This window comes from Embleya sp. NPDC025285 (genome assembly GCF_055558835.1).
This window is the reverse complement of the sequence record NZ_JBVHLU010000082.1, coordinates 17,214-34,628: the sequence shown is the minus strand read 5'-3', so window position 1 is coordinate 34,628 and position 17,415 is coordinate 17,214. Positions and strand designations below refer to the sequence as shown.

At 69.8% G+C, this 17,415-nt stretch carries 18 protein-coding genes; 12 read left to right on the top strand and 6 right to left on the bottom strand.

The features are described from left to right. Positions 1-65 precede the first annotated feature (65 nt). Positions 66-1,001, top strand: coding sequence for an NADP-dependent oxidoreductase (locus ACZ4FV_RS38345; RefSeq protein ID WP_402236172.1), 936 nt, complete (start codon positions 66-68; stop codon positions 999-1,001). 398 nt (positions 1,002-1,399) lie between these two features. On the opposite strand, the gene ACZ4FV_RS38340 is transcribed toward ACZ4FV_RS38345, so the two are convergent. Then, positions 1,400-1,765, bottom strand: coding sequence for a hypothetical protein (locus ACZ4FV_RS38340; RefSeq protein ID WP_402236170.1), 366 nt, complete (start codon positions 1,763-1,765; stop codon positions 1,400-1,402). A 920-nt stretch (positions 1,766-2,685) separates the two neighbouring features. Between ACZ4FV_RS38340 and ACZ4FV_RS38335 the strand changes: the two genes are divergently transcribed. From ACZ4FV_RS38335 to ACZ4FV_RS38325, 3 genes are all read left to right on the top strand, one after another. Further along, entirely contained in the window at positions 2,686-3,378 is a 693-nt protein-coding gene (locus ACZ4FV_RS38335) for a hypothetical protein (protein ID WP_465325193.1), read from the top strand. A gap of 572 nt (positions 3,379-3,950) precedes the next feature. Next, positions 3,951-4,745, top strand: coding sequence for an endonuclease/exonuclease/phosphatase family protein (locus tag ACZ4FV_RS38330; protein ID WP_402236159.1), 795 nt, complete (start codon positions 3,951-3,953; stop codon positions 4,743-4,745). Positions 4,746-5,904: 1,159 nt separating this feature from the next. Then, positions 5,905-6,414 (top strand): GNAT family N-acetyltransferase, encoded by a 510-nt coding sequence (locus tag ACZ4FV_RS38325; RefSeq protein WP_402236154.1) that lies wholly within the window; start codon positions 5,905-5,907, stop codon positions 6,412-6,414. 342 nt (positions 6,415-6,756) lie between these two features. Here the strand turns inward: ACZ4FV_RS38325 and ACZ4FV_RS38320 are convergent, their stop codons facing one another. Beyond that, complete coding sequence (locus ACZ4FV_RS38320; protein ID WP_402236151.1) at positions 6,757-7,599, bottom strand: NAD(P)H-binding protein; 843 nt, start codon at positions 7,597-7,599, stop codon at positions 6,757-6,759. Positions 7,600-7,681: 82 nt separating this feature from the next. Between ACZ4FV_RS38320 and ACZ4FV_RS38315 the strand changes: the two genes are divergently transcribed. The 3 genes from ACZ4FV_RS38315 to ACZ4FV_RS38305 all read left to right on the top strand — a co-directional run bounded on the left by ACZ4FV_RS38315 (position 7,682) and on the right by ACZ4FV_RS38305 (position 9,586). Continuing rightward, on the top strand, positions 7,682-8,440 hold the full coding sequence (locus ACZ4FV_RS38315; RefSeq protein WP_465325189.1) for a TetR/AcrR family transcriptional regulator: 759 nt from the start codon (positions 7,682-7,684) through the stop codon (positions 8,438-8,440). Between the two features lie 120 nt (positions 8,441-8,560). After that, the gene (locus tag ACZ4FV_RS38310) at positions 8,561-8,953 is read left to right on the top strand and encodes a hypothetical protein (protein WP_465325186.1); all 393 of its coding nucleotides are present in this window, start codon (positions 8,561-8,563) and stop codon (positions 8,951-8,953) included. A gap of 21 nt (positions 8,954-8,974) precedes the next feature. After that, complete coding sequence (locus tag ACZ4FV_RS38305; RefSeq protein WP_465325218.1) at positions 8,975-9,586, top strand: LysR substrate-binding domain-containing protein; 612 nt, start codon at positions 8,975-8,977, stop codon at positions 9,584-9,586. On the opposite strand, the gene ACZ4FV_RS38300 is transcribed toward ACZ4FV_RS38305, so the two are convergent. Beyond that, the gene (locus ACZ4FV_RS38300; protein ID WP_395861062.1) at positions 9,498-9,920 is read right to left on the bottom strand and encodes a hypothetical protein; all 423 of its coding nucleotides are present in this window, start codon (positions 9,918-9,920) and stop codon (positions 9,498-9,500) included. The two genes, ACZ4FV_RS38305 and ACZ4FV_RS38300, sit on opposite strands and share 89 nt — an antisense overlap. Positions 9,921-10,303: 383 nt before the next feature. On the opposite strand from ACZ4FV_RS38300, the gene ACZ4FV_RS38295 reads away from it, so the two are divergent. After that, positions 10,304-11,131: a hypothetical protein gene (locus ACZ4FV_RS38295; protein ID WP_465325184.1), complete on the top strand. Its 828-nt coding sequence runs from the start codon at positions 10,304-10,306 to the stop codon at positions 11,129-11,131. A 470-nt stretch (positions 11,132-11,601) separates the two neighbouring features. Here the strand turns inward: ACZ4FV_RS38295 and ACZ4FV_RS38290 are convergent, their stop codons facing one another. The 3 genes from ACZ4FV_RS38290 to ACZ4FV_RS38280 all read right to left on the bottom strand — a co-directional run bounded on the left by ACZ4FV_RS38290 (position 11,602) and on the right by ACZ4FV_RS38280 (position 12,893). Beyond that, positions 11,602-11,946 carry a hypothetical protein gene (locus ACZ4FV_RS38290; protein ID WP_465325182.1) on the bottom strand — a complete coding sequence of 115 codons (345 nt, stop codon included), beginning with the start codon at positions 11,944-11,946 and terminating at the stop codon, positions 11,602-11,604. A 7-nt stretch (positions 11,947-11,953) separates the two neighbouring features. Then, a complete protein-coding gene (locus tag ACZ4FV_RS38285) occupies positions 11,954-12,547 on the bottom strand; it encodes an ATP-dependent DNA ligase (protein ID WP_465325180.1) in 594 nt (197 codons plus the stop codon). Positions 12,548-12,617: 70 nt separating this feature from the next. Next, entirely contained in the window at positions 12,618-12,893 is a 276-nt protein-coding gene (locus tag ACZ4FV_RS38280; RefSeq protein ID WP_465325178.1) for a hypothetical protein, read from the bottom strand. A 358-nt stretch (positions 12,894-13,251) separates the two neighbouring features. On the opposite strand from ACZ4FV_RS38280, the gene ACZ4FV_RS38275 reads away from it, so the two are divergent. From ACZ4FV_RS38275 to ACZ4FV_RS38260, 4 genes are all read left to right on the top strand, one after another. Then, positions 13,252-13,566, top strand: a complete 315-nt coding sequence (locus tag ACZ4FV_RS38275) for a chaplin (RefSeq protein ID WP_395861052.1) — start codon at positions 13,252-13,254, stop codon at positions 13,564-13,566. 1,044 nt (positions 13,567-14,610) lie between these two features. Continuing rightward, positions 14,611-14,952 carry an STAS domain-containing protein gene (locus tag ACZ4FV_RS38270; protein WP_402236133.1) on the top strand — a complete coding sequence of 114 codons (342 nt, stop codon included), beginning with the start codon at positions 14,611-14,613 and terminating at the stop codon, positions 14,950-14,952. Further along, positions 14,949-15,872, top strand: a complete 924-nt coding sequence (locus ACZ4FV_RS38265; RefSeq protein ID WP_465325174.1) for an anti-sigma factor RsbA family regulatory protein — start codon at positions 14,949-14,951, stop codon at positions 15,870-15,872. The genes ACZ4FV_RS38270 and ACZ4FV_RS38265 overlap by 4 nt, the downstream gene beginning before the upstream one ends. Before the next feature lie 257 nt (positions 15,873-16,129). After that, positions 16,130-16,780 (top strand): carbonic anhydrase, encoded by a 651-nt coding sequence (locus ACZ4FV_RS38260; RefSeq protein ID WP_402236129.1) that lies wholly within the window; start codon positions 16,130-16,132, stop codon positions 16,778-16,780. Positions 16,781-17,415: the final 635 nt, after the last annotated feature.

The window sequence follows — 17,415 nt, the reverse complement described above, 5'->3', positions numbered from 1 at the left end:
CCCACCTTCCCGCCCGATCGCCGCACCCGTCGGCGACGACATCAGCACACCCCGAAGGAAGTGCCATGAAGGCAATACGTTTCCACGAGTTCGGCGGCAGCGAGGTCCTACGCCACGAGAACGTCGACCGCCCCGTCCCCGGCACCGGACAGGTCCTGGTACGGGTGGCCGCCACCTCGTTCAACCCCGTCGACGACCACATCCGCGCCGGCGCCCTGGCCGAGATGATCCCGATCACTCTCCCGTACGTGCCGGGGATCGACCTCGCGGGCACCGTCGCCGAACTCGGCCCGGACGTCACCGGCCCACAGGTCGGCGACCCCGTCATGGCCATGCTGCCCCTCGACACCGCAGGCGCCGCCGCCGAATACGTCCTCGCCCCCGCCGAATCCCTGGCCCCCGCACCCCGCACGATCGAACTCGTCGACGCCGCGGCACTGCCACTGACCGGCCTGGCCGCCTGGCAGACCACCTTCGAACTCGCCGAACTCGAGCCCGGCCACAGCGTCCTGATCAACGGAGCCGGCGGCGCGGTGGGCAGCCTCGTCGTCCAACTCGCCGTCGACGCGGGAGCACACGTCACCGCGATCGACGCCCCGCAACACGCCGACCGCCTCCGCGGCTACGGCGCACACCGCGTCCTCGCCCCCCTCGACCTCGCCACGGACCCGGCCCCCGCAGGCGGCCCCTTCCAGGTCGTGATCAACCACGTGCGCCTCTCCCCGGAGGAACTCGCGCACCTGACACACCACGTCGCCGACGGCGGGGTCGCCGCAAGCACGGCCGGCCCCATACCCGAGGACCCCGCCCGGAAGGTGCGCAGCGCGAGCCTGTGGGTCCGCAGCGACGCAGCCCAACTCGCCGAACTGGCCGCCAAGATCGACGCCGGCACACTCCGCCTCCACATCGCCGCCCACCGACCGGCCACCGACCTGGCCACCGTCCACAACGACGCCCGCGCCGGACGACTGCCCGGCAAGACGGTGATACTCGCCCCCTGAACACACCCCCGACCACACCCGACCGGGCCGCCCGCCGTCCGCTCGCCCCACCGGCGGGCGGCCCGCAACCCCGACAGCAACCACACCCGCAACCCGTCGGCACCGGCGAAGCCACGCAGGCAGGCGCCTCGCACACGAGCCCGGCGCTGCCGCTCAAGCACGTTGCCAGGGGCGCTTCGGCGTCCCGGGCAACATCGCCTTCACTCGGGCTCCGGCCGCCCCGGAGTCCGAGTCATCTCGAGCGGCGCAGGTGCGGAGACGACCCCGGCGTTTCCCGGGTGGATCGCATAGCGGCCTTCGTCGCCGCACTGTTGGAACGGTAGACCGGCGACGCACCGCCCACGCACGCCCCGAATCCACCCGACCCCACTGAAACCCACAACCAAAAACCGGCCACATCACCAGATCCAAGCCACCGCCCCGGCCACCACCGGGGCCGCAACGAGAGCGCCGTGGGCGAGCGCCTGCCGCGCCCGTACCTTCGCCTTGCGGCTCTTGGCGGTACCCCACATGGCGGAGAACGCCGCAATCTGGCCGGCCGCCAGGAGCCACGTGACCGCTTTGGCTCTGAGCTTCCCGGCTTCGGTGTATGGGCCGTCGCAAGAGTTGTCGTCGTGCTCGCAGTTCCCGAACCACAGGTCCGCCAGGATGTGCCAGTCGGCGAAGAGCAGGACCGGCAGTCCGATGAGCGTCACCGCCAGCGGAACGCACCACCACCACTGCGGCCGACTCGCCGCAAAGCCCGCACCGTTCCGTTCGTCCAAGGCAGGCATGCTCGTTCAACTCCCCCGAGTCCGGGACACCCCCCAGCGCCCCTCGTGCCCCGACGGTACCGAACCGCGCCCACGAGCAACGAAGTCATGCACGAGTCAGTCAAGAATGACTCTGGCCCACATCCGGCAGCGACGACGTGTCAGGACACGGGCCTTGACCGCACCGAGCAAACGCATGGGCAGATAGGGGACCACATCGGCCTCGGACCTGGTCGAAAGGATCAAGGTCGACGAACTCGCCTTGCACCTTCGGACTTAGGCAGCCAGAGTTCGAACCCGGAACAGGCGCTCCAGACGGGTTCCCGACCGACGACCCGAAGTCCGTGCTCGGGTGGAGACCGAATCGGCCGAAGTGGTCCGGGTCATCGAGTACGACGACCATCGGGGCCGGAACGACCCGACAAGCGGGCGTACCTGCCCTGGCTCGGCGTCGGACAACCCAAGTCCACCCATTTCCTTGGCCCTCCCGGTGCAGGGTGACCCGAAAGAGGCGGCCTGGCTGTCCATCGGGTACGCGTCCTCGTCCTGCTCCGCCAACAGGCCCGACTCGGCGGGAACTTCGTACCGGAGCAACCCCTTCGGCCGCCGCACCTCCACTGGGCCCGGCCACTTGTCGATCACAACGCCAAGCTCTCATCATCCGAAACGTGTTGGGGTGATCGCGTGATCAGGCCCGGGACTGCTCGGCGGCCCCAGTCAGCCGAACCGGAATCCCGAAAGCCCGCACGACCCGGGTTCGATCGATAAGGTCGCGTGCGCGAATCGACCAGGCTCGGAGCTGGGTTCGCGCAGCGGTCATCGGCGTCCCGATCCCGAGCAGCGGGTCTCGCCCGAGCCGCCGAGGCGTCGCGGCCGCGTGGGATGGTACAGGGGGTTCGTCGATGTGCAACGTGGATCACGAAGCTGCCGCGATGGACGCGATCGCGAAGCTGGTGGCGGCATATCCGCACCTGACACAGACGATCTTCGGCTCCGGCATCATTCCCGGGGACACTCACGCGGACAGATCTGCCAAGTTGGCCTCGGCGGAATGGTGGCCTCGTTTCTCCGAGTTCAATGAGCAACTCGACGACGTGCTCGGTCGTGCTCGCGAGGTCGCCCGGGCACAGTTCGGCGGCCGCCTGACCTATGGCGCCGGTCTGTGGGAGGAAGTGGACTGGACCCACTTCGACATGGTCGGACTGAACTACTACCGAATGGCCTACAACGACGCCGACTACGTCACCAACCTCAGGCGATTCCACAGCAGCGGCAAGCCCATCGTGATAACCGAGTTCGGCTGCTGTGCCTTCGATGGCGCTGCCGAGATGGGCCCGGCCGGTTACGGCATCATCAACTGGGCGGCGGATCCTCCCGCGCTGTCAGGCACGTTCACCCGCAATGAGCAGGTGCAGGCGGACTACCTGTCACAACAACTGGGAGTGTTCGCAGCGGAAGGCGTTTATGGCGCCTACGTGTTCGAGTTCATGGCGCCGAAGCCCCACTCTCTCGATCCTCGCTACGACTTGGACATGGCGAGCTTCGGCGTGGTCAAGGTCGTCGACGACGGCTGGGAACCAAAGACCGCGTTCGATGAACTGGCCAGGCTCTACAGCGCCCACTGACACCCTGAAGCACGGCGGCTGGGGGAAATGCTGCGCGGTCGGAACAAGCCCTCCCCCCGGTAGTGCCGGAAGCCGGTGATGTCAGCGAACCGCAAGATCCGTACGCACCCGCAGGATCCGTACGCACCCGGAGGATCCGTACGTACGCCGAGAACGGCAAGGCGTCGGTGCATCCCATGTGTGCCGCTCGACACCGCCGCCGGGACACGTACCGCCTCACGCGGCTCCACGGATCGCCACTTCCTCCGACGAGCCCACGTCTTCGTTCACCGCCACGATCGCCCCGCCGTACGACCCGTCACCAACCTCCGTGGGCCATACACCTAGCCGTCAAGGAACCGGCCCCACGGCACCCGAGCGTGGACGAAACCGTCCCCAACCTCCACTACAACCGCTCCGGCCGGTCCCACGGGCGCACGGGCGCCGGGCGCACAGGCGCCGGGCGCACGGGCGATCCGGCTGCACGAGGAGGCGCACAAGCCAGTCGACGTCATGGGCGCGCGAGGGCAACCGACCGGCCACCCGCCGCCATGGCGAACACGCGATGATTCGGTCATCGGAGGGCTCGGCTTGTGGCCGCGTACCTCCGCGGCCCATTCAGTGCCACTCGTGGCACGAGACGAGGAGAGCTTTTGCTCACGGTGGCAACCTGGAATGTCCTACACCGCGTTCATGCGGAGAACTGGGGCGAAGACACGGCGGCAACGTGGCCGGACGAATCGCAACGGATCGCTGCGATCACGGCATTGTTGGTCGAACGCACTGAACCGGTCACCGCCCTACAGGAGGTAAGCGGCGACCAACTGACCGGCCTCCGCCGCGCCTTGCCCGACCACACGGTCCACGCGATGCGATATCCACGAGTCCCGGCACCACGCCACGGAACGAAACCGCTCGACGACCCGGGTGAGTACCTCGTGCTCTTGGTGCGCGGCCCGTCGCGGCAGTTGGCCGCCGAAGCCTTCAACGACGACTCGGGGAAGGGATTGCTCGCCGTACGAACCCACGGGGCGCTCGTGGTCGCCACGCACGTAAGCTTCGGTCGGCGACGACCTCGGCAACTGGCGCGCCTGGCTGAACTGGCCGCAGACTCGACAGACCCCGTGATCCTGCTCGGCGACTTCAACGCCGACCGCGTCACCGTAGCGGACGGTCTCGGCCCGGAGTTCATCGTTGCCGAACTCCCGCCGGACGCGCCGCCGACACGACCGGACGGCCGGAGCGCCGGGTCGCAGCACATCGACCATGTGGTCGTGCGCGGCGGCGATGTGCGCGACGTGATGGTCGAAGACGTCCACGGACTGTCGGACCACAATCTCCTACGCGCGAACGTGACCGGGATCGCCGCACGTTCGGCCTCCGAGTGAGACCTCGTCCCTCGCATGCGGTCGGCATTGCGAGCGGGCGGTTGCGATGTTCGGGGTGGGCAACGGGCCGTCGATTCGGAGTGCGAGAAATGCTCAAGACCTGTGGATCGGTCTCGGGTTGTACGCGAGGGCGTACCTTCCCGAATGATCCTGTGATGGTCACCGAGTACGCCCGCGTTCACAGCGCGGGGCAGGAAGGCACACCCGCGTGTTCGGCGCAGTGGACGCGGACGGCTCCATCGAGTCCGGCTCCTGATCGACGCAATCGTCCGCGCGGGCGCCCGGCGGATGCTCGCCGCCGCGTTGGAGGCCGAAGTCAAGCTCCGCGCCAAGGTCACCCGCGGCCCCGGCAGTCCGGCCGCAGCCCTCGCGACGGTGTTCGAGCTCGTCGAAAACGAGTAGGCGTCCCGGAACCGGCCTGGAACCATGGCGGCTATGAAGCGAGTCGTAATCCTGGGGCGTGGCGGTGCAGGGAAGTCAGTCCTCGCGGTCCGCCTGGGCGCAATCACCGGGCTTCCCGTCATCGAGCTGGACACGCACTTCTGGCGACCCGGCCTTGAAGCGACCACCCCCGACCAGTGGGCCGCCGTCCAACGTGAACTCGTCCGAGGCGAGGCTTGGATCATGGATGGCGACCTCGGGCCCTACGACGTCCCCGACGTCCGGCTCCAAGCGGCGGACACCGTCATCCTGCTGGACTTTTCGTTCTCGCGCTGCGCCTGGCGAGCGATCCGACGCTCTCGGGAACGCGCCGACTTCTGGCGGTGGGTATGGGCCTATCGACGCCGGAGCCGACCGCTCCTCCTCGCGGCGATCACGACCGACGCCGGTAACGCGAACCTGCACGTAATTCGGAATCCGCGCGCACTGAGACGCTTCGTAGCGCAAGTCACGACCGGCCGGATCCCCGGCCGACCGTAATTCCACGCATGGCAGCGACACCGCGCAACTTCGTGCGATCCACAGGATTTGACAATTACTTCGGAGTGCCGACGGCGGGACGCGAAGCCCGCTCGCGACACACCGAGTTCCCACCGAGGACGCGTCGCCGTTCGCGGGAAGCGATCGCCCGCCGCGGTGCGCCCCGGGTCGGCCGGCACCATCCTCGGCGGGAGAAATACGTTGCCCCGCAGGCGCTTCGGTCGGGATCCTCACGGATGTGACCACCACCCAAGGCACCGCCGGCCCCACCGTCGTCGTACCCGTCAGGGTGCGAGACCTTCGGCTGCGGGATCTGCCCGCGTGCACCTGGTCGGGCTCCGCCACCCATCTGCGGTACGTGGAGCGGGAGTTGATACGCGCGGCGGCCGGGGAGGTGGACTACCTGGCCGTGTGTGCCGGGGGCGATCTGCCGGTGGCGATCGGCGGCATCGACTACCGGGTTCGCGAAAAGGCCGGAACTCTGTGGCAGTTCGCCGTGCACCCGGCACTTCGGTCTTGTGGCCTGGGGACGTTGCTGATCCGATCCTCCGAACAAAGGATCGAAAGCCGTGGCCTGCGCAGGGCCGAACTCGCGGTGGAAGAGGACAACCCGCGGGCTCGTGCCCTGTATGAGCGGTTGGGCTATGTCGCGTACGGCCGCGCCCCGGACGCCTGGGACGAGGAGGGCCCCGAAGGGTCGATCCGTCGCCACGAGACGATGTGCGTCCTGATGCGAAGGGAGCTTTGAGCCCCCGTTCGTCGACGGATGCCCGGGGCCACCGGTCCACCGGGTGTGCGGCCCGAGCACCGGTGCGCGCCCTGCGCGCGCAGAACGTGCACTCGGGCGATCCGGGCTGCATGGCCTGGCCGAGGCAAATCGACTGCACGCCGAACCTGCACGGGCCGGCTCTCGCGGAACTGTGCGGCGACTGTGGCCGTGTCGTCACCGACCGGCGCCGCCGGGGCCGCGCCCCGCATCCATGCGGCGCCTGCCTCGGCGACGCCGTCCGTCGATGACGCCACGCTTCGTGCCGACCGCGCGGAAACCGAGCACCGGACCGGTCCGGCCCAACCGTGTCGAGTTCACCTCCTAACGGAAGTCCTCCGCCCGATCCCGCGCCCATTGCGCGAAGGTCCGTGCCGGCCTGCCCGTCACGGACTCCGCCGTGGGCAGTGGGCCCAGCACCGACGGATCGAAGTCCGCGTTGTCCGACGGATCCACGGGATTGCCGTCATAGTCGGTGAAACCCAACAGGAAGTCCGCGGCTTCCGCGGCGAACCCGCCCATCGCCCGATAGACCTCGCGGGCCTGAAGCGGGGTCAGCTCCTCGAACCGGATCTCCTCGCCGAGCGCGTCGGCGATTGCCTTCACCTGGTCACGCAGGCTGATCAGGCCGGGACCGTTGATGTCGTAGGCCTTTCCGGCGTGGCCGTCCTCCAGCAACGCCTGGATCACCACATCGGCGATGTCCTGCTCGTGCACCGGAAACCACCCGCTGTCCGGGTTGATGTCCCGCACCACGCGTTCGGCGCGGATGGACGGGCCCCAGAGCGCGAGTTTGTTCGCCGCGAACTCGCCGGGTCGGATGTGTGTCCACTCCAGACCCGACCGTTCGACGGCCTGTTCCACGGGCGGGTGGAATGTCGTGTCGAAACCGCCGGTCACCGCGCCGGACGAGAGCACGACGATCCTTCGGACGCCCGCTCGCTTCGCCGCCTCGACCACCTTCTCGGCCGTGGACGGTTCCGGGAAGAGGAACATCCTGTCCACCCCGGCCAGCACCGGCCCGAGTTCCTCGGGCCGGGTGAGGTCGCCCCGCATCACGTCCACTCCGGCGGGCGCTTTTCGGGGATCCCTCGTCATCACCCTGACCTGGACGTCCCGCAGTCCGGCCGTGACCAGCCGGCCCACGGTGCCCGTCGCGCCCGTCACCAGTACCCGCACCTTCCACCCCTTTTCCGTATGACCTACGGATAAAGATTACCATACACTCTACGGAAAATAGGGGGGCACGATGGAACACAGCGGCGGAGGCGATCCCCGCGAGACCCTGCGCCTGTTGTGGCGGCAAGAGAAGGCCAGGTCGGGCCGTGGCAGGCCACCCAAGATCACGCTGTCCGGAATCATCGCCGCGGCAATCTCGGTGGCCGACAGGGACGGCATCGACGCCATGACCATGGACAGAGTCGCCGCCGCCCTGGGCGTCGGGACGATGACGCCGTACACGCACGTCCCCGGCAAGGCCGAACTGATCGACCTCATGGTCGACGCGGCCTGGCAGTCCCTGGACCTCTCCGATTCCGGCTCGTGGCGCGCCCAGGTCACGCACTACGCCCACCAGACCGTCGCCCTGTACGCCCGGCACCCGTGGCTGCGCACTGTATCCACCGTCCGTCCGCCCCTGGGCCCGGGCCTGTTCGCCCGGCAGAACCACCTGCTGGCCGCACTCTCCCAAACGGACCTGTCGCCGCCCCAGGTCCCGGCCGCGGTCGACGCGATCGTCACCTTCGTCGACGCCGCCGCGGCAGCCCAAGCCGAACACGCGCGGGCCTCCGCCGTGAGCGGCGAGTCCGAGGACGACTGGTGGTCCGCCCGCCAGGTCTTCTGGGACGAGGTCTTCGACCCGGCACGCTACCCCGCCATCGCCCGTTCGTGGGCCGACGGCGGCTTCGACCGCAACGCCGCGCAGGCCAGGGCGAACGCCTTCGACTTCGGCCTGCGCGCCCTGCTCGACGGCATCACCGCCATGGCCTCCGCCGACGAACGCCGGTAATACGACCGTCGGGATGGAAGGCGCGACTGACCCGATCGAGGACAACGCCGTCCGCGGTGCGGAGGCAGCGGCGCGGGCAGGCCGGAGCCTTCGTCCGCAGGCTCACCATTCACGGAGCCGGTGCCGCCCACCTTCGCGGAATGGCTGCGGATCCGCGAGGAGTGGGTCGGCGGCCATTTCGGGCCGCTGCGCGTGCGATGTCAGGCACGGGAGCCCGGCGGTGAGGTCGGTGGTCGGGTGGGCTTGGGTGGGCCGCCAGCCGAGCAGGCGGACGGCGCGGTCGCCGGAGACGGTCTGGTCGAGCGCAAGGGCTTGGGCGAACTGGTCGAACGCAAGGGCTCGGGCGAACGGGAGGCCGAGGGTTTCGGCGGCCTGTTCGAGCGGCCAGGGTTCGGCGCGGCCGATGCCGCCCGCGGCGAGGTCGGCGGCGGCGAGTGGGGGGTGCCGACGGAGTCGACGGCGACGCCGTGCCAGAGGGTGCCGGCGTCGGCTTTGGTGAGGACGAGGCTGTAGAGAGCGGCGAGCGCCGTCGCGCTGCCTGCCGATCATCGCCTCGCCGAACGCGATCGGGTCACTCTCGCCGACCTCGCCGACGAACCCGTCGTGTGCCCCGACATGTTCACCTCCCCGGAGGGCGAACGCCACCGGATCGTCGACCCGCGACCCGACGGCACACCGGCGCCGCGCAGCCCCAGGGTCGCCCAGATCGAGGAGTGCCTCCGGATGGTCGCCCCCGGCCGCGGCATCTGGCCGGCCCCGGAACCGCTCGCCCACTCGGTCCCGGCCATGAACATCCGCTGGGTCCCCATTTCCGACGCCGAGCCCGTCGAACTGGCCGTCGTCTGGACCGACCGCGGTCCCGAGGAACTGATCGCCACCATGGTGGCCGAAGTCCGCGCCCTCGTCACGGAACCCACCCACGCCATGTTCCGTGCCCAGCAGGTCGAATTCACCACGACATTGACGTCCGCGGCCTCCGGCGAACGCCGCGGGAGAGACGTCGAGGGTCGGGATCATGCCTGCGGGCGGGCCGTGGGTGGCTTCGCCGTGGGTGGCTTCAGCGCCCGGCGGGTGCGGTGTCCTCGCCCTTGCCGTGCCGTCGGCGCGCCCGGAACTCGTCGCCCTTGCGCGCGCTCCAGGCGTTGAGCGCGGTTCTGGCCGGCAGAAGCACGCTACAGGCGGGAAAGATGAGCGCCGGGAACAGCCACACCTCGACGCCGCTCCCGCCCATCACCGACCGGACGATCACCGTCACCACGTAAGCGGCGACTCCCGCACCGAGCCACCACTTCCACGCGCTCCCACTGGGGCCCTCGGTGGGCCGATTCGAATCCTCGTCCTCCCGGGTACTGACCGGCTGCCCGTTCCTCTTGCGCCACAGGGCGCGAATCAGAAAAGCCCCACCGAACACGGCGAGAACCACCCCCAGCAGCCCCCACTCCATCGGCGACTCCGGTACCCCTCGGGCGTACTCGTTCACGTCCCCACCTCCGCGATCGATCCTGTGACGCAGGTCGGCCGAACATCTGCCCGGGGCACCAAAAGCCACACCCACTACGGGAGTTGTACGCGATCGACAGGCACCTACCGCGGGCGGAATCCACCGACGAAGCGACTGCCGACGGCGTGGGACGGCGCGTGACCCGGTCCGTGGACAGTGTGCGAAGCCCGCGCGCGCGGCCACCCGCTCGACGTCGTGTGGAGGCCGGGTGCGGGATACCGGGGCCTGATTCCGCGATCACACCGCAGCCCCGAATGTGCTCGGGTGGGTGCGTCACGGTGCCACACACAAGGGGAATGTCCGATCGAACTCGGGGCAGGAACAGTCCACTTGCGACCGGCAACGATCGATTCGGGGCGAAGATGACCATCCACACGAAGTACCGCGCCACCACGGTGACCACCGGCGCCCTCGCGGCCCTGCTGCTCCTGGCCGGATGCGGCGACAACGACAAGGACGACGACCGCCGAACCCCCGCGGGCGACACCGCTCCCCCGCCCCCGGGCGACGCGGCCACCTCCGCCCCCGACTCGGGCCGGGACAACACCAAACTCGACGACGCAACGCTGCGCACCAAGGTCCAGACAGCCGCCGCACAGGTCAAGACCGTGCACACGGTCGGCGCCCTGCGCGGTCCCAACGGCGAGACCTCCTTCGACCTGCGCGTGGACAACACCACCCGCAACTACACCGGCACCCTGATCGAAGCAGGCCAGACCGCGCAGATCATGCGCATCGGCCCGGATATGTACCTCAAGGCCGGCGCCGACTACTGGACCAAGGCCGCGAAGGTCACCGACCCCACCGCCATCGCCCTGATCCAGGACAAGCACGTCAAACTCAAGGTCGAGGACCCCCGCTTCAAGGGCATCAGCGCCGCCGCCGAACTCGGCGACATCAACAAGGCCGTCGCCGACTGGGGACCCACCGTCCAACGCCGCCCCGACACCGACATCGCCGGCACCCGCGCCATCGTCTTCGGCGAGACCGACCCCCAAGAAGGCGAAACACTGCTCTACGTCCCCGCCAAGGGCGAGACCTTCCCCATCAAATTGGAGAACAAGAACCCCGCCAACGGCGGCACCATCGACTGGAACGAACACAACAAACCCGTCACCGTCACGCCCCCGACCCCCGACACCGTCGTCAACCTCCCCGCACTCACCGGGGAAACCCCCACCACCGGCTGACCCCGAACCAGGCACCCCACGGCACCGATCGGGCGGTGACGGCTCCGACCCCAAGGGACGCGGTCGGTGAATGAGTGCCTTGCTTCGCCCCGTCGATGCGCCCCGCCGGCGGGCGGGTTCGGCGGCGCGTGCGTCGGCTGCGGCCTCGCCCTCGGACCCGCCGCTCCGTGCCCGCGAGGAGCCCCTCGGTTCCGGTCGCGGTTGGCGGCCGAGATGAAACGGCGCGGGAACCGGCCCGTGCGCGCCGCTGGTCCGCGCCGCCGTGGAGACAACCGTCTTGGGCGCCTTCGCGCGGTGGGTCCGGGGGTACGACCGCCGAGCCGGCTCGGGGACGTCTCCGGGTTCGCTGCGAGGAACGGGCGTAGATGTCGTGCCGAGGTGTTCCACGAACATCGATGTCGACGCAGGGGAGGCCACCCCCTTCCGGATGGTGGTGGCCTCCCGGGCCGGGTGTCAGCGTCCGGGTTCGGTCAGGCGTTGTCGGCTTCGGCCGACTTCGGGCCGTACGTGGTGGGGTCGGTCCGGGCCAGGTCGACGTACGGGCCGATCGCCTCGCGCACCAGCGGGATCGCGCTCGGCTTCCGGTTGGTTTCGGCCACGAACGCGGCGGCGGGCGACACGAGCCGGACGGCCAACTTCGTTCGGTAGGTGGGGTTCCGGGCGGCGATCGGTCGCAGGTTGTCGACGGCTTGCAGGGCCGGCTCGATGGCCTTGGTCTGCGACGCGGGGTTGCCCCACAGGTGGACGGCGATCTCGATGATCGCCGCCGGAGCCGAGCCGAGGGCGCGGCGGAGAATACGTTCGAATGGGTGCATTCGACGGTCATCGCGTCGCGTGGGAGGCGCGCCACTCGACCCACCCGGAGGCCGTGCGCCCGGCCGCGTAGGGGCTTTCGAGCGGTTTCGAGACGACCCCTTCGATGCCTCCGCCGAACGCCCCGACCCAGGCGAGGGCCTCGGTCGGGTCGGTGGTCATGGGTACCGGCTGGATCGGCGTGGGCCGGGGCGCGTTCTCCAGCAGGTCCAGCAGTTGTTCGCGTCGTTCCCGATAGGGCCGCCGGCGAAGGTCGACGTCGTCGATCGAGAGCACGTCGAAGGCCACCAGGACGACCTGATAGTCCGCGCCGCGCCGGAGCCCTTTCGCGCTGCGTGTGTGCAGGCGGCCGAACGCAACGCTCCCGTCGTCCAGGACCGCGACGAGTTCGCCGTCGAGCACCGCGGTGTCCAGCGACCGGGCCGCGTCGGCGACGTCGGCAAAAGGCTCGGTGAGATCGGTGCCGTGCCGACCGAACACGCGCGGTCGCGGGCCGGTGCGCAGGGTTGCCCGCCATCCGTCCATCTTGGCCTCGTGGGCCCAGCCGGAGTCGGTGGGGACCCGGTCGACACGGGTGGCGAGGGCGACATCGACGGGGAGCACGATTGCGGGCATCCCCGCCCGTACCCCGCACCCGGCCCCGCCACCCGGAGCCGGGATCCCGCGCCGCGGATCACCGGTTGGCGGCGTCCGACGGCCCGGCGCGCCGGAGGGACGCCGACGTGGAGGCGAAATCGCCTCCCAGCGACCGACGTTCGATGGCCTCGCGTTCCGGGGGCGGGAGGTCGAGATGCGCGGCGAACAGTTCCAGCGTCTCGACCGAAACGGGCCCGGCCCCACAGCCATGGACCCGTGCGACGCCGTGATCGCGCAACCGCTGGAGCGCGGTCTCGCGCCGCAACCACTCGTCGGGGTCGGTGGGAAACGGATCGGGATCGGTCAGTCCCATGCCACATCCTCGATGTCCGGAAGCAGTGGGCACAACACGCTACGACACCTCGCCGACACGACCCCGGGAGATGGGGTGCCGTGGGCGGACGTGTCATGAGCCCCGGATGGGTTGGGATCAGCCCGGCCGACCGCACCCGTACGGCGATGAAGTGCACCACGCCGCACGGGTGCGGTTCGGGAGAGCGAAGTCGGCCTGCGGGAAAGCAGCTTCGCCCGGGTGTTGTCCGGGTGGCCCGGCCGATGTGTGGCGTTCGGGTGAATTTCCGGCATGCGCGCTGCCTGCGCCGGTCCGGGTCGTTGAGTCGGGAGAGGGCGCACCGGGATCGGCCGGTGTCCCTGTGGATAAGGGAGAGTTCGTGAGTTCGTTCAGGAAGATCACTGTCCTGATGGCCGGCACTGCCGCGGTCGTGATGGCGGGCGCGGGGGCAGCCCACGCCGAGGCCGAGGCGGACGGCGCCGCGGTCGGTTCCCCGGGCGTGGCCTCCGGCAACAACATCCAGGTCCCGGTGCACGTGCCGGTCAACCTGTGCGGCAACACCGTCAACATCGTCGGCGTGCTCAACCCGGCCATCGGCAACACCTGCCTGAACGTCGACGACGTCGAGCACGACGGCGGCCACAAGCAGAGTGACCACCACCAGGCACCCCAGCACGGCGGACACCAGGGCTGACCCCAAATACCGGGTCGCCGAACAGCGGCCGGGCACACCTCGGTCCCGACCGATGACACACGCCGATTCGGCCGACTCCTCCACGGACCGAATCGCGTGGCACCTCCGGCCCTCGCGCCTGCATCCCGCGAGGGCCGGAGTTCCGGGAACGAACGCGTCCGCGAGCCGAGGACCCGACCCGACGCGGACAACCTCGAATCCGAACCACCCATCCATCCATCCATCCGGACGAGCAATTCCCCGGGCACGGCGCGGGCCATGGCCCGAGTCGCCACGCCCTGGGCACGCAACGTGGCCGAAGTACCGGCGTCGGTCGTCTGCCAGGAAACACCGACGTAGCGGCTGAGCCTGGAGTGCCCGTCCACACCGGCGGAATCTCGGAGACGGTGTTGGCCGTACACCGCCATGACCGCGCACGAGAAACCTGCCGAGAAGCCCCGGAACGAGAGCGCCGCCGGCCGCGTCGACGCCGACAACCGCGGTTGCACCCCTCCGCGAACGCCACCGGGTCCGTGCACGCCACCAGGGCGCCGGCGACTCGTTCGCGCACATGACCGTGGAACAGGACGCACGCCACCCCCGCCTCCGCCTCCGCCTCCGCTGACCCCACCGTGAAACGGTCGAGCCAACCCCGGCGTCCCGACCCGCTCGCGAGCGAGCGCCCGAGTACCCGCGTGCCCGAACACCCGAGCGCTCGGAAGTCCTCGCCGAGCCGCCGAGTCGCCCCGGGTGACGACGGTCATCCGACCCGTTCTAGTGCCCGACCCCGCCGGGCACAGGCCCCGAGTGGCGCCGTTTGCCGAGCCATTCCCTTGGACGAAAGCAGTCCGGTTCCGTGCGAAATGGCCGGCCCGCGCTCCCGCCCCCGGGGATCCCCGCCCCGCGTTCGTGGAACGTCTCCACTCACAGGCCCGAGACGCGAGGCTGCGTGGGATCGTCGCGACAGCGTCGACCCGTTCGGTTGCATTTCCGGCCCCACGCCGTCGACATCCTCCGATCCCGGGTACGCTCCGCCCAAGCGTCCGGCGAGCGAGGGACACAGACGTGGGTGTTGACTACGACGACGGTGTGCTTCGTGTCGAACGGAGCTCGCCGCAGCCCGGAGTTCGACTCCTGGGGGAGGTCGATCTCGACAACTGCGCGCACGTGCGGTCCGCGCTGGAAGCGCAACGGGGCGCCGAGCCGGGGGACGTCCTGGTCGACGTGTCGGCATTGGGGTTCATCGACATCGCCGGCGTCCGCACCCTCGTAGAGACCGCCCGCGCCCTGGAAGAGGGGCGGCGGCTGGTCCTGCACCGCGCCTCGGAGGAGTTGTGCGACCTGGTGGAGCTCGCGGGGTGGGGACACCTGCCCGGTCTGGCATTGGAGAGGGTGACGACCGGATGAACGCGGTCACAGAATTCCGTCATGACGCCCTGCTCTACGCGGGTTTGGACGACTTCGTCGAGCGCACGGCGGGATTCGTACGCGAGGGGTTGGCCGCGGACGAGGCGGTCGCGGTCGCGGTGATCCACCCCCGAGCGGGCGCCTTGCGCGAAGAACTGGCCGGCGACGCGATTCAGGTCACCTGGATCGACATGGAACGCGTCGGCCGCAACCCGGCGCGCATCATCCCGACCTGGCAACAGTGGACCCGGGAACAGGGGACTCGGACCTTCCGCGGAATCGGCGAGCCGATCTGGGCCGGCCGCGACGAAGCCGAACTCGTCGAATGCCGCCACCACGAGACCCTCCTCAACCTCGCCTTCGACGGCGTGCCCTGGCAACTCCTTTGCCCCTACGACACCACCACGCTCGAACCGGACACCATCGAGGCGGTTCGTCACTCCCACCCGCAGGTCCTGGACGGCGCGTCCCGCATCGACCACCCCCACCCCGGGCCCGATCACTACGCCGCCACCCTGCTCGGTCCCGCCCTGCCCCCGGCGCCCGACCACGCGCAAAGGCTCGCGTTCCGTTCCGGTGAACTCGCCGCCGTCCGAACGCTGGTCCGCCGGGAACTGTCGGATGTCCCCCGTCCGCTGGTCAACCAGGCGCTGTTGGCGATCGGCGAGATCGCGGGCAACAGCATCGTGCACGGAGGGGGCGGCGGCAGCCTCACCCTGTGGCGGCAGGACACGTTCGTGATCTGCGACGTCCAGGACAAGGGCCACGTCCTCGACCCACTCGCGGGGCGGCATCGCCCCACCGCCGACCAGGACGGCGGACGCGGACTGTGGATCGCCAACCAGATCTGCGACCTGTTCCAGATCCGCTCGACCGAGACCGGAACCACCACACGCCTGCGGGTTGACATCTCCGGGTAATCACGGCAGGGAGGCGCTGGACCTTGGCGCCGACCGCGCCGGTTGCTCCGATGATGAGCAACCGAGCCTCCGGTGGCAGGTCCAGCAGCTCCGGCAGTTCCGGGGCTTGCAAAGCGTCCGAGCGGCCGGGCTCGGGAGCGGCAGCGCAGCCGCTTCGGGAAGGATGCACGTCTCGAGCGGAGCGCGGCCGCCGTCCCTCACTGTCCTCATGGCGGACACCAGCACACCGACGGGCCGGCTCGTCGTAGCCTGTCTCCATGATCGACGTCGCCGCTTTGACCCCGTCCGAAGCCGTCGAGCTGCTGCTGGCCGGCAACCGGCGCTTCGTGGACGGCACTCCGCAGCATCCGAACCAGGACGCCGCGCGCCGTGCGCAGACCGCACCCGGCCAGCGACCGTTCGCGGTGCTCTTCGGCTGTTCCGACTCGCGCCTGGCCGCCGAGATCATCTTCGACCGAGGCCTGGGTGACCTGTTCGTCGTACGCACCGCGGGCCACGTGGCGGGCCCGGAGGTCCTGGGCAGCATCGAATACGGTGTGAGCGTCCTGGACTGCCCGCTGGTCGTGGTCCTCGGACACGACTCGTGCGGCGCCGTCGCGGCCGCCCGTGCCGCCGTGACCGACGGTGTCGCCGCCACCGGGTACGTACGCGACGTCATCGAACGCGTCACCCCCAGCATCCTGGCCGCCCGCGCGGCCGGGCTCACCCGTGACGACGACATCATCGCCGAGCACATACGGCACAGCGTCGACCTCCTCATGGATCGCTCCCGGGTGCTCGCCGAGCGCGTCGCCGCCGGGCAGACGGCCGTGGTGGGCCTGTCCTACCGACTGGCCGACGGCAGCGCCCGACTCGTCACGGCCCACGGCCTGTCCGCCGAAACGACGGTCCCGAGCCCGGAGGCCTGAACGGCACCCCACACGTACGGCGATACCGATACCCGCGGGTCGGCGAGAACGCAGCCGGCATGCCGTCCCGTGCGGTCCAAGACAGGGGGCGTGTGGACTGGGACATACGGTCGACCGCCCGCGGAGCGTGGGCGGCCCGGCGCGCGCTCGACGGAGGGCAGGCGTCAATAGCGGAAGGTGCGGGCCCGCATCATCTGCCGCAGGCGCTCGTTGCGTGTGCGTCGAGGTCGCACACGTGCCCGCAGCGCACGGGCTTCGGCCAGTTCGCGTAGGAATACCGCCCGCCTCCGGCGTCGTTCCGCTTGGTCCTGCCGGCGTTGAGCCGCCGACGTTCGGCGTTCCGGTGGTGTCCGGCGTGCCGGGCTGTCCATCGCTCACACTCCAGGATCTCGCTGGGGCGTCGTGGGCTGTCCGGATTCCACCTCGGATGCGCCGGGCACAGCCCACACCAACATCGCTGTCCTGCCCGAAAATCCGACGATCAGTCGCCCCGGCGAACCGGGTCGACTCCGCTTCGCTCAGGATCCGGAACCCCGGATCCGTCTGCTCGCGCTCGACAACCACGCGTCGGATAGAGGTTCCTATAGGTTCGATCATCTCCCGTCGGAGGACGGGCTCGGACCCACGCGTGAGGG